This window comes from Kitasatospora cathayae (assembly GCF_027627435.1).
GTDB lineage: Bacteria > Actinomycetota > Actinomycetes > Streptomycetales > Streptomycetaceae > Kitasatospora > Kitasatospora cathayae.
Map to the genome: position 1 here is coordinate 2,671,182 of NZ_CP115450.1, position 15,056 is coordinate 2,686,237.

Annotated in this window: 10 protein-coding genes; 9 read left to right on the forward strand and 1 reads right to left on the reverse strand. The window is 71.8% G+C overall.

Annotated elements, in window-relative coordinates; all coding sequences use genetic code 11:
• Nucleotides 1-7: 7 nt before the first annotated feature.
• Entirely contained in the window at nucleotides 8-2,737 is a 2,730-nt protein-coding gene (locus O1G21_RS11795) for an MXAN_6230/SCO0854 family RING domain-containing protein (protein WP_270143120.1), read from the reverse strand.
• A gap of 544 nt (nucleotides 2,738-3,281) precedes the next feature.
• On the opposite strand from O1G21_RS11795, the gene O1G21_RS11800 reads away from it, so the two are divergent.
• The 9 genes from O1G21_RS11800 to O1G21_RS11840 all read left to right on the forward strand — a co-directional run bounded on the left by O1G21_RS11800 (nucleotide 3,282) and on the right by O1G21_RS11840 (nucleotide 14,949).
• On the forward strand, nucleotides 3,282-5,057 hold the full coding sequence (locus O1G21_RS11800) for a 3-hydroxyacyl-CoA dehydrogenase family protein (protein ID WP_270143121.1): 1,776 nt from the start codon (nucleotides 3,282-3,284) through the stop codon (nucleotides 5,055-5,057).
• A gap of 230 nt (nucleotides 5,058-5,287) precedes the next feature.
• Complete coding sequence (locus O1G21_RS11805) at nucleotides 5,288-6,208, forward strand: TetR family transcriptional regulator (RefSeq protein WP_270143123.1); 921 nt, start codon at nucleotides 5,288-5,290, stop codon at nucleotides 6,206-6,208.
• Between the two features lie 380 nt (nucleotides 6,209-6,588).
• Nucleotides 6,589-7,926: a crotonyl-CoA carboxylase/reductase gene (gene ccrA, locus O1G21_RS11810; RefSeq protein ID WP_270143125.1), complete on the forward strand. Its 1,338-nt coding sequence runs from the start codon at nucleotides 6,589-6,591 to the stop codon at nucleotides 7,924-7,926.
• A 10-nt stretch (nucleotides 7,927-7,936) separates the two neighbouring features.
• Nucleotides 7,937-9,967 carry a protein meaA gene (locus O1G21_RS11815; protein ID WP_270143127.1) on the forward strand — a complete coding sequence of 677 codons (2,031 nt, stop codon included), beginning with the start codon at nucleotides 7,937-7,939 and terminating at the stop codon, nucleotides 9,965-9,967.
• Between the two features lie 43 nt (nucleotides 9,968-10,010).
• Nucleotides 10,011-10,973: an HpcH/HpaI aldolase/citrate lyase family protein gene (locus O1G21_RS11820; protein WP_270143129.1), complete on the forward strand. Its 963-nt coding sequence runs from the start codon at nucleotides 10,011-10,013 to the stop codon at nucleotides 10,971-10,973.
• An 11-nt stretch (nucleotides 10,974-10,984) separates the two neighbouring features.
• The gene (locus O1G21_RS11825; protein ID WP_270143131.1) at nucleotides 10,985-11,488 is read left to right on the forward strand and encodes a MaoC family dehydratase; all 504 of its coding nucleotides are present in this window, start codon (nucleotides 10,985-10,987) and stop codon (nucleotides 11,486-11,488) included.
• A 182-nt stretch (nucleotides 11,489-11,670) separates the two neighbouring features.
• Nucleotides 11,671-12,873, forward strand: a complete 1,203-nt coding sequence (locus tag O1G21_RS11830) for an acyl-CoA dehydrogenase family protein (protein WP_270143132.1) — start codon at nucleotides 11,671-11,673, stop codon at nucleotides 12,871-12,873.
• A 518-nt stretch (nucleotides 12,874-13,391) separates the two neighbouring features.
• Nucleotides 13,392-14,084, forward strand: a complete 693-nt coding sequence (locus tag O1G21_RS11835; protein ID WP_270143134.1) for a phosphatidylserine decarboxylase — start codon at nucleotides 13,392-13,394, stop codon at nucleotides 14,082-14,084.
• Nucleotides 14,071-14,949: a CDP-alcohol phosphatidyltransferase family protein gene (locus O1G21_RS11840; protein ID WP_030285592.1), complete on the forward strand. Its 879-nt coding sequence runs from the start codon at nucleotides 14,071-14,073 to the stop codon at nucleotides 14,947-14,949. The genes O1G21_RS11835 and O1G21_RS11840 overlap by 14 nt, the downstream gene beginning before the upstream one ends.
• Nucleotides 14,950-15,056: the final 107 nt, after the last annotated feature.

Sequence of the window (15,056 nt, forward strand, 5' to 3'; positions counted from 1 at the left end):
CGCCTGTTCACTCGATGGGGGAGTTACCACCACTCGGAGCGAAGCGGGCCACCAAGTCCCCCGCCGTGATCCGCTCCAGGGTGTCCGGGGCGGCGTCCAGCGGCCCCGGGTAGAGCCGGTAGAGCGTCCCGCTCGCCCCCTCCGGAGCGGACACGTCGGCGTGCACCAGGGCCGTGAACGCCCGGGTGCCGGCCAGGCGTTCGGCGATCAGCCGGGCGGTGTCGTCCGGCGGCTGCTCGGTGCGGTGGTCGCTCTCGTGGCGCCCGCGCAGCCGCTCGGCGAAGGCGGCCACCGGTTCGTCCGCTCCCCGGCGGTAGCGGCCGAGCCCGCGGCCGGTCCGGTCGCGCACCCACACCTCGTCGCTGCCGGCCGCGGCGGCGGCGCAGCCGAGGTCCCACAGGGTCGCCCGGGTGCCCGGGGCGAAGTGGGTCAGCACCGAGTCGGCCAGCGAGCCGATCTCGGCGCGGTGCCGGCTGACGTTGTGGAACCCGGCCCCGGAGCCGACGTTGAGGTCGGTCCAGGTGTGGGTGCGGGTCTGCAGGTCGACGATCATCGGCACGCAGATCCGGGCCTCCCCGGCGAGGTCCAGCCGCTGGCGCACGCTCGCGGGGTGGAAGCTGCCGGTGCGCTGCCGGGCCGCCTCGGAGGGGGTCAGGGTCATGAAGCCGGCGAAGGCGTCGGTGAGGTCCTCGAAGGGGATGTCGTTGTAGCTGAACACCACCACCACGGCGTACCGGGCGCCGGCCTTGCCCAGCGCCCGCAGGTCGAGGTCGACGAACTCGGTGGCGCCGTGCGGCGGCGGGGCGGTGGTGAAGTCGCCGGAGTGCACGGCGGCGCGCGCGCCGAGCACCAGCCGGGTGTAGTCGCACAGACCGGTGAACTGCCACTCCTCGTCGTAGAAGGCCACCGACAGGTCGAGGTCCACCCGCTGGTGCGCGCGCTGCATCCAGTGCACGAACAGGCGCAGGTGCTGCCCGTCCGGGAGTCGCTGGACGCTGCCGCGCGGCACCGCGACCAGGGTCTTGGCACTGGCGCGTTCGGCGAACGGGACGACCAGGTCGGCCAGTCCGGCGTCCAGCACGGCCAGCTCGTAGCGCCCGGCCTGCTCCACCGACCGCTCGGCGCGGCGCAGCAGTTCGGCCTCGATCAGGTCGCAGACCGGCGCGCTCAGCTCGACCGGGACGGGCTTGCCCCAGTCGAACCGGGTGTGCGCGGAGGCGACCCGGCCGCGCGGGAAGTACAGCCGCCGCTCGCCGATCCCGCGCGGTGCGCGCAGCCGCCCGTACGCGCCGAGCAGCGGTCCGGGGGCGACGGCGCGCAGGGCCTTGGGCAGGGCGTCGGCGAGTTCGGCGGGCAGCGGCTGGTCGGGGGCCCAGGCGGCCCGCACCCGCAGTAGGTGGTGCAGTCGGCGCACCAGTTCGCCGGGGCGGGTGGCCAGCAGGCGGACGGCGGCGGGCAGGTCGCCCTGGGCGAGGGCGTGTTCGACCCGGGCGGCGAAGGTCTCGACGGTGAGCCGGGTGTGGCCGGCGGGCGTCTCGCGCACCCGCAGCGGGGCGGGCGCCTCGCGCAGTTGCGGGCCGAGGCCGTGCAGGTCGAGGTCGCTCTGCCGGACGACCGCGAAGGCGGCGGCCGCGTACGGGAAGCGGTCGCGGTGCTCGTACGGATGCAGCAGTTCGCCGGCCCGCAGCCAGGCGGAGCGGTGGCGGCGCAGGTCCTCGGCGAGGGTGCCGACCGGGAACGCGTCCAGGACGGCGAGGAGTTCGCGGCGCAGCGGGCGGGGCAGGTTGCGCAGCCGCAGCGTGCGGGCGGTGCCCGGCAGCAGGTCGGGCTCGGCGCCGGACCAGGCCCAGATCAGCCGCAGCACGTCGGTGGCGGTGGTGAGGTGGGCGGCGAGCAGCGGGCGGGTGCGCTCCGGGTCGCGGCGCAGCAGGGTGGCCAGCACGGTGGCGCGGATCTCCCGGACCGGGATCGCGGCGGGCAGCCAGGCGCCCGGGTCGGCCGGGGCGTGCTCGAGCAGCAGGGCGAGGTCCTCGCGCTCCTGGGGGTTGAGCGGGGTCTGCCGGGCGAGCAGGTCGGCCAGCGCCGCACCGACGAGGGCGGTCGCATCGCCGGTCTCGGCCAGGCGCAGCGGCTTGAGCGCCTGGCCCGCCGCCAGGTCGCGGGCGGCCTTGCGGGCGCCCCTGGTGTCGGTGGGCAGGTGGTGCTCGCGATCCAGCGGCACGTCGCAGAGCGGGCAGTGCCGCGCGTCGTCGTGCTCGGTCAGCTCCAGGAAGCAGTCGTGGCAGAGCAGGTGGGCGCAGGGGGCGAGGGCGCCGATCCCGGCCTCCAGGCTGGTGCGTTCGCAGACCAGGCAGAGCTGGCTGGACTGGCGGAGCAGGTAGCCGCGGATGAGGACGGAGTAGTCGGCGTGGGCGTGCGAGGGGACGCCGTCGGGGAAGCGGCGGAACAGCGGCTGGTGCCGGCGGTCGGCGCCGAGCAGGGCGTCGAGGCCGGCCAGCAGCCGGGTGCCGGTCTCGGCGAGGTCGGCCGGGCGCAGCCGGCGGAGCGCGTCGCGCAGCGGCTTGGTCGGCACGTGGCCGCGTCGCGCCAGGTCGGCTTCCAGGGCCACCAGGCCCTTGGCCGTCCACGGGTCCGGTTCGCCGGGCGCGGCCCCCGGTGCGACCAGGACCTGTCCGTGACGGCGCAGCAGGTAGGTGTCCAGTGCACTCCCGGGCACGGCGGTGTTCGGCTTCTTCACTTCTCTGTCCCCCGCTGGATATGACGAAGCGGGGGCGGAGAGTGGGCGCACTGGGTCATTTGAAAGATGAGGAGAAGGAAGCACGCCGCGGAGCCGCCCCCGCGTCGATCACCCTAGCGAATCCGCCTCCGGACGCCGAACGGTTTTCCGCCGCCGCCCCCTTCCTACCGACGAGTAGCTTCGCTACAGTGGCCGCACGCACCACCGCCGGGCTTCGGGAGCCGCACCGGCGGGGGGTCGCGGTCGTCGTGTCCGCGACGCCGCGCGGTGCGTCTTCACCGGCCGGTGCCGCGAACCGCGGCGGGCCGGATCTCCCCTCGTATCAGCGTCGCTTCCTTCACCTTCGAGCGCCTGAGCACCACGGCACACCCCGCGGTTCGGCCGGAGCGGACCGGCCGCCGCCCGGGTCTGCCGGACCCGTCATCTCCCCAAAGCCCCCGCGCGTGGACCCTCCTCCGGCGGCGGCCGCCCCCGTTTCGCCGACGGGCGCGGCGGCCTGCCCGCCGGAGCACGCGCGGGCCCTTCATGACTAGGAGTCAGGTACATGGAGCGTCCCTTCCCCACCGTGGCCGTCGTCGGCCTCGGCACGATGGGTGCCGGCGTCGCGGTGGCGGTCGCCAGGAGCGGCCGCCGGGTGATCGGCATCGAGGCCACCGAGGACTCCGCCGCCCGGGCGCTGGCCCGGATCGAGGAGGCGACCGCGCACGCCGTCGACCGGGAGCGGATCACCGCCGAGGAGCGCACCGCGCTGCTGGCCCGGATCTCGGTCGGGCACGCGCTGGCGGCCGCCGCCGAGGCGGACCTGGTGATCGAGGAGGTCCCCGAGCAGCTGGAGCTGAAGCGGGAGGTCTTCGCCGAGCTGGACCGGATCTGCCCGGAGGGCACCGTGCTGGCCACCGGCACCACCGCGCTGTCGGTGACCCGGATCGCCGCCGCGACCGCCCGGCCGGAGCGGGTGCTCGGCCTGCACTTCTTCAACCCGGTGCACACCATGAAGCTGGTCGAGGTGGTCCGCACCGTGCTGACCTCCCCGCAGACCGCCGAGGACGCCGCCGCCTTCGCCCGCGACCTGGGCAAGGAGCCGGTGGCGGCCGGCGACCGGGCCGGTTTCGTGGTGAACGGCCTGCTGTTCGCGTACCTGAACCAGGCCGCCGCGATGTACGAGTCCAAGTACGCCTCCCGGGAGGACATCGACGCCGCGATGCGGCTCGGCTGCGGTCTGCCGATGGGCCCGCTGGCGCTGCTCGACCTGATCGGCGTCGACACCGCGCGCACCGTGCTGGAGGCGATGTACGAGCAGTCCCGGGACCGGCTGCACGCGCCCGCGCCGATCCTCGGCCAGCTGGTCTCGGCCGGGCTGCTGGGCCGCAAGTCCGGGCGCGGCTTCTACACCTACGAGGCGCCGGGCTCGTCCAGGGCCGTGGACGCGGCGGCCGGGCCGGCCCGGCCGGAGGTGCCCGGCCGTACCGTGCGCACCGTCGGGGTCTGCGGCTCGGGCACGATGGCCACCGGCATCGCCGAGGTGTTCGCCAAGGCCGGGCATCCGGTGCTGCTGGCCGCCCGCAGCCAGGAGAAGGCCGAGCGGGCCAAGGCGCAGCTGGCGAGGTCGCTGGAGCGCTCGGTGGCCAAGGGCCGGCTGACCGGGGAGCAGCGGGACGCCGCGCTGGCGCTGGTCACCCCGGTCGGCCAGTACTCCGAGCTGGCCGAGGTGGACCTGGTGGTCGAGGCGGTCGCCGAGGACCTGGCGGTCAAGCGGGAGTTGTTCGCCACCCTGGACAAGATCGTCCGCCCGGGCGCGGTGCTCGCCACCACCACCTCCTCGCTGCCGGTGATCAGCTGCGCGACCGCCACCTCGCGGCCGCAGGACGTGATCGGCATGCACTTCTTCAACCCGGCCCCGGCGATGAAGCTGGTCGAGGTGGTCTCCACCGTGCTGACCGCCCCGGACGTCACCGCGACGGTGCTGGAGCTGACCGCGAAGGTGCGCAAGCACCCGGTGGAGTGCGGCGACCGGGCCGGCTTCATCGTCAACGCGCTGCTGTTCCCCTACCTGAACGACGCGGTGCGGATGCTCGAGGAGCACTACGCGACGGTGGACGACATCGACACCGCGATGAAGCTGGGCTGCGGCTACCCGATGGGCCCCTTCGAGCTGCTGGACGTGGTCGGCCTGGACGTCTCGCTGACCATCGAGCAGGTGCTGCACCAGGAGTTCCGCGAGCCGGGCCTGGCCGCGGCGCCGCTGCTTGAGCACCTGGTGGCGGCGGGCTGCCTCGGCCGCAAGACCGGCCGCGGCTTCCGCGACCACGCGCGCCGGTGACCACCGCACGGGCCGGGGGCGAGCCGGCGCCGTACGACCCGGAACCGGGATCGGGCGCCGGCTACGGCAACGGCGCCGCGCCGTACGGCTCCGGGGCCGCCGCGCGCCCCGGCTGGGCCCCGGGAGCGGTGTCCGCGCGCTGGCCCAGGCCTGCCGTGACCGGCCCGGTCACGCCGGTGCGCCGGGGAAGGGCGGTGGGCGCACAGCCCGGGCCGTGTAGCGTTCCGGACATGGATCGGGTTCATTCAGCCACTCCTCAGCACTCCGCCGGACCGCGCGGCACCGGCCGGACGGCCGGCCCGTCCGGGGCCGCCGCGTCGGAGGCGGGGCCGGGCAGTCGCCGGGCGGCGGCGCAGCGCCAGCAGATGCGCCAGGACCTGGCCGCGGCGGCGATGGAGCTGTTCGCCTCGCAGGGCTACGAGGAGACCACGGTCGATCAGATCGCCGCGGCCGCCGGGGTGGCCCGGCGCACCTTCTTCCGGTACTTCCGGTCGAAGGAGGAGGCGATCTTCCCCGACCACGACGACACCCTGGTCCGGGTGGCCGACCTGCTGGCCAGCGCCGAGCCGGAGGAGCACCCGCTGGACGTGGTCTGCCGCGGCATCAAGGAGGTGCTGCGGATGTACGCCTCCACCCCGGGGGTGTCGGTCGCGCGGTACCAGCTGATCCGTCAGGTCCCGGCGCTGCGCGAGCGCGAGATCGCCGTGGTGGCCCGGTACGAGCGGCTGTTCACCCGCTACCTGCTGGGCCGGTTCGACACCGGCGAGCCCATCCCGTCGGGCTGGCAGCGCGGCGGCGAGGACGACTCGATGCTGGCCGAGGTGTCGGCGGCGGCGGTCGTCGCGGCGCACAACCACGTGCTGCGGCGCTGGCTGCGGGCCGGCGGCCGGGGTGACGTGGAGGCGCAGCTGGACCACTCCTTCGAGGTGATCCGGCGGACCTTCTGGGCCGCCAGCTCGCCGGGTGCCAGACGCCGGGGTTCGGTGGTGGCACCGGGTGCCACTGGGATGCCAGGGGACGGGGTGGCGGAGAGCGCACTGAGCGCCAGCCCCGGAGGTGAGGTGCTCATCACAATCGCCCGGACGGACGCTCCGCTGGACGTCGTGGTGGACAGCATCCGGGCCGCGCTGAGCCGCACCCAGGGCGCCTGAGGTCCATAAAACAGCAGGTCAGAGGCAGGTCGAGGGCCCGCACCGACGAATCGGCGCGGGCCCTCGACGTACCCGCACCACGCCCGTTCCGAGCCCTCCCGGAGGTCGGAATTCCTGACACCCGGTGTCTTTACGAGTGGCACAGGGTGCCACTACCTTGTTACCCACCAGTCGCGGCGCCGCGGCTCCCCACCTCGGCGCGCCGTCGTACCGGCGCTCCCACACCCCGGGAGCAGTGCCCGACCCAGCAGTGCCAGACCGTCCGGACCAGCACCGGACGACCCTGACCGCCAACCACCCACCTCAGCGAAGCCGGTGTCCGCTCCCGGCTCCCCCAGACGCCCTGTGACCCTGACACAGGTACGCCTTCGGAGGCAGCCATGCAGGAAATCCTCGACGCGATCCTCAGCTCCGACGCCACGTCGGCGGACTTCGCGGCGATCAAGCTCCCCGAGTCCTACCGGGCGGTCACGCTCCACAAGGACGAGGAGCAGATGTTCGCGGGCCTGGACAGCCGCGACAAGGACCCCCGCAAGTCCCTTCACCTCGACGAGGTCGCCCTGCCCGAGCTCGGCCCCGGCGAGGCCCTGGTCGCCGTCATGGCCAGCGCGGTGAACTACAACACCGTGTGGAGCTCGATCTTCGAGCCGGTCTCCACCTTCGGCTTCCTGGAGCGCTACGGCCGGCTGTCGCCGCTCACCAAGCGCCACGACCTGCCGTACCACGTGGTCGGCTCGGACCTCGCGGGCGTGGTGCTGCGCACCGGCGCCGGGGTCAACGCCTGGAAGCCCGGCGACGAGGTCGTCGCCCACTGCCTCTCGGTCGAACTGGAGTCCCCGGACGGCCACGACGACACGATGATGGACCCGGAGCAGCGGATCTGGGGATTCGAGACCAACTTCGGCGGCCTGGCCCAGCTCGCCCTGGTCAAGACCAACCAGCTGCTGCCCAAGCCCGAGCACCTCACCTGGGAGGAGGCCGCCTCCCCCGGCCTGGTCAACTCCACCGCGTACCGCCAGCTGGTCTCGCGCAACGGCGCCGGCATGAAGCAGGGCGACAACGTGCTGATCTGGGGCGCCAGCGGCGGCCTCGGCTCGTACGCCACCCAGTACGCGCTGGCCGGCGGCGCCACCCCGATCTGCGTGGTCTCCAACGACCAGAAGGCCGGGATCTGCCGCGCCATGGGCGCCGAGGCGATCATCGACCGCTCCGCCGAGGGCTACCGGTTCTGGAAGGACGAGAACACCCAGGACCCGCGCGAGTGGAAGCGCCTGGGCTCGAAGATCCGCGAGTTCACCGGCGGCGAGGACGTGGACATCGTCTTCGAGCACCCGGGCCGGGAGACCTTCGGCGCCTCGGTGTACGTCACCCGCAAGGGCGGCACCATCGTCACCTGCGCCTCCACCTCCGGCTACATGCACCAGTACGACAACCGGTACCTGTGGATGTCGCTCAAGAAGATCGTCGGCTCCCACTTCGCCAACTACCGCGAGGCCTACGAGGCCAACCGCCTGATCGCCAAGGGCAGGATCCACCCCACCCTGTCCAAGGTCTACTCCCTGGAGGAGACCGGCCAGGCCGCCCTCGACGTCCACCACAACAAGCACCAGGGCAAGGTCGGCGTGCTCTGCCTGGCCCCCGAGGAGGGCCTGGGCGTGCGCGACCACGAACTGCGCGAGAAGCACCTGCCCGCCATCAACCGCTTCCGGAACGTGTGAGACGGATCTGATGAGCGAACGTGTCCAGCGCGACCGCCCCTGGCTGATGCGCACCTACGCCGGCCACTCCACCGCGAGCGACTCCAACGCGCTCTACCGGCGGAACCTGGCGAAGGGCCAGACCGGCCTGTCCGTCGCCTTCGACCTGCCGACCCAGACCGGCTACGACTCCGACCACATCCTCGCCCGCGGCGAGGTGGGCCGGGTCGGCGTCCCGGTCGGCCACGTCGGCGACATGCGCACCCTGTTCGACGGCATCCCGCTCGAGCAGACCAACACCTCCATGACGATCAACGCCACCGCGATGTGGCTGCTGGCGCTCTACCAGGTGGTCGCCGAGGAGCAGGGCGCCGACATCGCCAAGCTCACCGGCACCACCCAGAACGACATCGTCAAGGAGTACCTGTCGCGCGGGACGCACGTCTTCCCGCCCGGCCCGTCGGTGCGCCTGATCACCGACATGATCGCCTACACGGTCGGCAACATCCCCAAGTGGAACCCGATCAACATCTGCAGCTACCACCTGCAGGAGGCCGGGGCCACGCCCGTCCAGGAGATCGCCTACGCGATGTGCACCGCCATCTCGGTGCTCGACGCCGTCCGCGACTCCGGCCAGGTGCCCGCCGAGCGGATGGGCGACGTGGTCGCCCGGATCTCCTTCTTCGTCAACGCCGGCGTGCGCTTCGTCGAGGAGATGTGCAAGATGCGCGCCTTCGCCCGGCTCTGGGAGAAGGTCACGCTGGAGCGGTACGGCGTCACCGACCCCAAACAGCGCCGGTTCCGCTACGGCGTCCAGGTCAACTCGCTCGGCCTGACCGAGGCCCAGCCGGAGAACAACGTCCAGCGGATCGTCCTGGAGATGCTGGCCGTCACCCTCTCCAAGGACGCCCGCGCCCGCGCCGTCCAGCTGCCCGCCTGGAACGAGGCGCTCGGCCTGCCCCGCCCGTGGGACCAGCAGTGGTCGCTGCGGATCCAGCAGGTGCTGGCGTACGAGTCGGACCTGCTGGAGTACGGCGACATCTTCAACGGCTCCGAGGTGATCGAGGCCAAGACCGCCGCGCTACTGGCCGGTGCCGAGGCGGAGATCGCCAAGGTGCTGGAGATGGGCGGGGTGATCCCGGCCGTCGAGTCCGGCTACCTCAAGTCCAACCTGGTCGCCTCGCACGCCTCCCGCCGGGCCCGGATCGAGTCCGGCGAGGACAAGATCGTCGGCGTCAACTGCTTCGACACCACCGAGCCCAGCCCGCTCACCGCCGACCTCGACACCGCGATCATGGTCGTCGACCCGGCCTCCGAGCAGTCCGTGCTCGCCGCCCTGGAGGCCTGGCGCGGACAGCGCGACGAGGCCGCCGCCCAGCAGGCGCTGGCCGAGCTCAAGACCGTCGCCGGCACCGAGGCCAACCTGATGCCGGCCACGCTCGCCTGCGCCCGGGCCGGCGTCACCACCGGCGAGTGGTCCTTCGCCCTGCGCGAGGTGTTCGGCGAGTACCGCGCCCCCACCGGCGTGGGCGGCGCGCCCGTCGCGGTCGCCGCCGAGCCCGGCGGGGAGCTGGAGCAGGTCCGCGCCGCCGTCGCCGCCACCGCCGCGGAGCTGGGCGCCGGCAAGCTGCGCCTGCTGGTCGGCAAGCCCGGCCTCGACGGGCACTCCAACGGTGCCGAGCAGATCGCCGTACGTGCTCGCGACGCCGGGTTCGAGGTGGTCTACCAGGGCATCCGGCTCACCCCGGAGCAGATCGTCTCCGCCGCCGTGGCCGAGGACGTGCACTGCGTGGGTCTGTCCATCCTCTCCGGCGCCCACGGCGAGCTGGTGCCGGACGTCCTGAAGCGGCTGCGCCGCGCCGGGGTGGAGGATGTTCCGGTGATCGTGGGTGGCATCATCCCGGCAGCTGACGGCGAGGCCCTCAAGGCCGCCGGCGTCGCCGCCGTGTTCACCCCGAAGGACTTCGGCATCACCACCATCATCGGCCGGATCGTGGACGAGATCCGGCTGGCCAACAAGCTCCAGCCGTGGACGTCCGCACCGACCGCGGCCACGAACTGACCGGCTGACCAGCTGACCACTGGGAAGGAACCGAACCACCCTCATGACTAACGTCAACCGCCTGCGCCCGCGCCGCTCCTGCCTCGCCGTACCGGGCAGCAACCCGCGCTTCCTGGAGAAGGCCCAGGGCCTGCCGGCCGACCAGGTCTTCCTCGACCTCGAGGACGCCTGCGCCCCGCTGGTCAAGGAGAGCGCCCGCCACAACATCGTCGACGCGCTGAACAACGGTGACTGGGGCAACAAGACCCGCGTCGTCCGCGTCAACGACTGGACCACCCACTGGACCTACCGCGACGTGATCACCGTGGTCGAGGGCGCCGGCCCCAACCTCGACTGCATCATGCTGCCGAAGGTCCAGGACGCCGAGCAGGTCAAGGCGCTCGACCTGCTGCTCACCCAGATCGAGAAGACCATGGGCTTCGAGGTCGGCAAGATCGGCATCGAGGCGCAGATCGAGAACGCCAAGGGCCTGATCAACGTCGACGCCATCGCCGAGGCCTCGCCCCGGCTGGAGACCATCATCTTCGGCCCCGCCGACTTCATGGCGTCGATCAACATGAAGTCCCTGGTGGTCGGCGAGCAGCCGCCCGGCTACAACGCCGACGCCTACCACTACATCCTGATGCGCATCCTGATGGCCGCCCGCGCCAACGACCTCCAGGCGATCGACGGCCCCTACCTGCAGATCCGCAACCAGGAGGGCTACCGCGAGGTCGCCGGGCGCTCCGCCGCCCTCGGCTTCGACGGCAAGTGGGTGCTGCACCCGGACCAGGTCGCCGCCGCGAACGAGATCTACTCGCCCTCGCAGCAGGACTACGACCACGCCGAGCTGATCCTCGACGCCTACGACTACTGCACCTCCGAGGCGGGCGGCGCCAAGGGCTCCGCGATGCTCGGCGACGAGATGATCGACGAGGCCAGCCGCAAGATGGCCCTGGTCATCGCGGGCAAGGGCCGGGCCGCGGGCATGCAGCGCACCACCAAGTTCGAGATCCCGGAAAGCTGAGGGCCTGAGCCATGCAGTTCGGACGCACCTACGAGGAGTTCGAGGTCGGCGCGGTCTACAAGCACTGGCCCGGCAAGACGGTCACCGAGTACGACGACCACCTCTTCTGCCTGCTCACCATGAACCACCACCCGCTCCACATGGACACCAACTATGCGGAGAAGACGACGGACTTCGGCAAGAACGTCGTGGTGGGCAACTACATCTACTCGCTGCTGCTCGGCATGTCCGTCCCGGACGTCTCCGGCAAGGCGATCGCCAACCTGGAGATCGAGTCGCTGCGCCACGTCGCGCCGACCTTCCACGGCGACACCGTCTACGGCGAGACCACCGTCCTCGACAAGTGGCCGTCCAAGTCCAAGGACGACCGGGGCATCGTCTACGTCGAGACCAAGGGGTACAAGCAGGACGGCACGGTCGTCTGCGTCTTCCGCCGCAAGGTGATGGTGCCGACCGCGACGTACATCAAGGAGCGCGGCGGCGAGCAGCCCGGGCGCCCCGAGCCGCTCTCCTGAGCCCCACCCCTATATAGGGACCCGTTCCACATATAGGGACCCGTTCCACCCAGACCCCGGACGGGGAGGCCGCCGTCATCGGCCGACCCCCACCCGGTCGGGGGCCCTGCTGCCGCAGCCACGCCGGCAGGGCCCCCGGAAATCCCCCCCCCCGCCCTCTTCAGACATTCCGGAGCCGCACGATGGGACGCCTCGCACAGACCGACGGCCTCACCGAGATCCAGCGGGACATCCTCGCCACTGTGCGGGATTTCGTCGACAAGGAGATCATTCCGGTCGCGACCGAGCTGGAGCACAAGGACGAGTACCCGACCGCCATCGTGGAGGGCATGAAGCAGCTCGGGCTGTTCGGCCTCACCATCCCCGAGGAGTACGGCGGCCTCGGCGAGTCCCTGCTCACCTACGCCCTGGTGGTCGAGGAGATCGCCCGCGGCTGGATGTCGGTCTCCGGCATCGTCAACACCCACTTCATCGTGGCGCACATGATCAACGCCCACGGCACCCAGGAGCAGAAGGACTACTTCCTGCCGAAGATGGCCGCCGGCGAGATCCGCGGCGCCTTCTCGATGTCCGAGCCCGGCCTCGGCTCCGACGTTTCGGCCATCTCCACCAAGGGCGTCAAGGACGGCGAGTTCTACGTCCTCAACGGCCAGAAGATGTGGCTCACCAACGGCGGCACCTCCACCCTGGTCGCGGTCCTGTGCAAGACCGACGAGGGCGGCAACACCCCGTACAAGAACATGACCACCTTCCTGATCGAGAAGACGGCCGGCTTCGGCCCGAACCCGACCGTCCCCGGCCTCACCGTGCCCGGGAAGATCGAGAAGATGGGCTACAAGGGCGTCGACACCACCGAGCTGGTGCTGCAGGACGTGCGGATTCCGGCCGACCGCATCCTCGGCGGCGTCCCGGGCCGCGGCTTCTACCAGATGATGGACGGCGTCGAGGTCGGCCGGGTCAACGTCGCCGCCCGCGGCTGCGGCGTCGCCCGGCGCGCCTTCGAGCTCGGCATCTCCTACGCCCAGCAGCGCTCCACCTTCGGCAAGAAGATCGCCGAGCACCAGGCGATCCAGTTCAAGCTCGCCGAGATGGCCACCAAGGTCGAGGCCGCCCACCAGATGATGGTCATGGCCGCCCGTAAGAAGGACAGCGGCGAGCGAAACGACCTCGAGGCCGGCATGGCCAAGTACCTGGCCTCGGAGTACTGCAAGGAGGTCGTCGAGGACGCCTTCCGGATCCACGGCGGCTACGGCTTCTCGAAGGAGTACGAGATCGAGCGCCTCTACCGCGAGGCGCCGATGCTGCTCATCGGTGAAGGAACTGCGGAGATCCAGAAGATGATCGTCGGGCGTCGGCTCCTCGAGGAGTACAAGATCGCCGAGTGACGACCGGTCTCCCGCCCGAGCGCGGGACCACCGAGTGATTGCGGGGCCGCCCGGATTGACGGGCGGCCCCCTCCGAACCGCCGGTCGACGGGCGTGCGGGCCCGTCCCGGCAGAGTGCCGTGTCCCGTCACGGGCCCGGTCTGGTCCGCCAGGGTCCGGCACGGCCTCCGGAAAGCGGTCGCAGGGCGTACAGCTGCAACGACGCGCCCTGCGGCCGCTTCCGTACACCTTCTTCCGACCGCCACGGGCCGTGTCCCCCACCGGGTTCCGTGCGCCCACCTGTTGAGACAAGAGTCACCAGCCGTGTCCGGTCCCTTGGGAACCGGACCGGGGGGAGCTACGGTCGTAGAGGCGGGACGCGTGCACGCGCTCCCACCGGACACATGAACGAGCAGGCGGGTTGCCCACCCACCGTGTGCTCCCGATAGCATCCACCGGGACAGCAAGCCGTCCCTCTATTACCGATCCCGCGGTGGCCCCCGTCCAGCGGCCATGATCCCCCGCGACAAAGGTCTTCGATGCCCATCAGCCCGTCCCCTCACACCTCCGTCACGGACCGCGATGCCCTCGCAGCCCCGACGGCCGGTCGGCGACCCCGCGTGACCATCGCGCGCGGAGCCACCCCCTGGTTCGTCCCCACCCTCGCCACGGCCGCCGTGACCACCGCCCTCACCCGGCGCAGCGGCAAGTGGGCCCTGGCGGCGGTACCGGCCTGTGCGCTCAGCGCGGGCATGCTGTGGTTCTTCCGCGACCCCGAGCGTGAGATCGGCACGGGCAGAGTGATCTCCCCCGCCGACGGCGTGGTGCAGAGCATCGACGCGTGGCCGGACGGCCGCACCCGGGTCGCGATCTTCATGAGCCCGCTGAACGTCCACGTCAACCGCGCGCCCCTGCCGGGCACGGTGACGTCGGTCGAGCACGTCGCGGGCGGTTTCGTGCCGGCGTTCAACAAGGACAGCGACCAGAACGAGCGGGTCGTCTGGCACTTCGACACCGAGCTCGGCGACATCGAGATGGTGCAGATCGCGGGGGCCGTGGCCCGTCGCATCGTGCCGTACGTGGCCGCCGGAACCAAGGTCGAGCAGGGCGACCGGATCGGCCTGATCCGGTTCGGGTCCCGGGTCGACACCTACCTGCCGGCCGGCGTCGAGGTCGGCGTCGAGGTCGGCCAGAAGACCACAGCCGGGGTGACGCGCCTTGACCGTGACTGATCCTGAGACAATCGTCGGCCTGGACGACGAGGAGACGGCCCTGCGCCGCCGCCGCTGGGCGCGCGACCGCGAACTGCGCGCCCCGCGCTCCCCGCAGCACCTGTCCACCGCCGACTTCCTGACCCTGGGGAACGCCGTCTGCGGCTTCCTGGCGATCTACTCGATCACCACCGGGGTCCTGATCCCGCACATCACCAACCCGGACGCCGCTCCGGACCGGCACAGCGCGGCCACCGCCGTCACGCTGCTGCTGATCGGCTCGATGTGCGACCTCTTCGACGGCCTGGTGGCGCGGAAGCTCCGCTCCTCCGCCCTCGGAGCGGAACTCGACAACCTGGCCGACCTGATCAGCTTCGGCATCGCGCCGGCCTACTTCGTCGCGGTCTGGGGCATGGTCTCGCAGGGCTCCAACCGGACGCTCTCGGCGCTGATCGCGCTGACCGTGCTGCTCGCGGTCGTCCTGCGGCTGGCCCGCTTCTCGGCCGTCAAGATGCGGCCCGGGGTGTTCCAGGGCATGCCCTGCCCGATGGGCGCGATGACGGTGATCGCCATCGTGCTGCTCGACCCGCCGTTCCTGCCCGGTCTGCTCGCCATCTTCGGCGCGGCGTACCTGATGGTCAGCCGGATCGAGTACCCGAAGCCGCAGGGGCTGCTGGCCACCGCGACGCTCTGCTGGGTCGTCGTGGCGATCGGCTGCCTGGCCGCCTGGGCGACCGGGCTGCCCGGTGGCGACACGCTGATGCACGTCGGCGCGTTCGCCCAGATCACCCTCGCCGCGATGGCGCCGCTGCTGGTCATCCGGCGCAAGGTCGGGCAGAAGGTCGGCGACGTCCGTGCCCGGCGGGCGGAGTCGCGGCTCGGCTGAATCCGCTTTCGCGATGTGGGAAGGGCCCGGAACCTGACGGTTCCGGGCCCTTCTTCGTTCGGTGTTCCCTCACGTCTTCGTTCGGTGTTCCCTCACGTCTTCGTTCG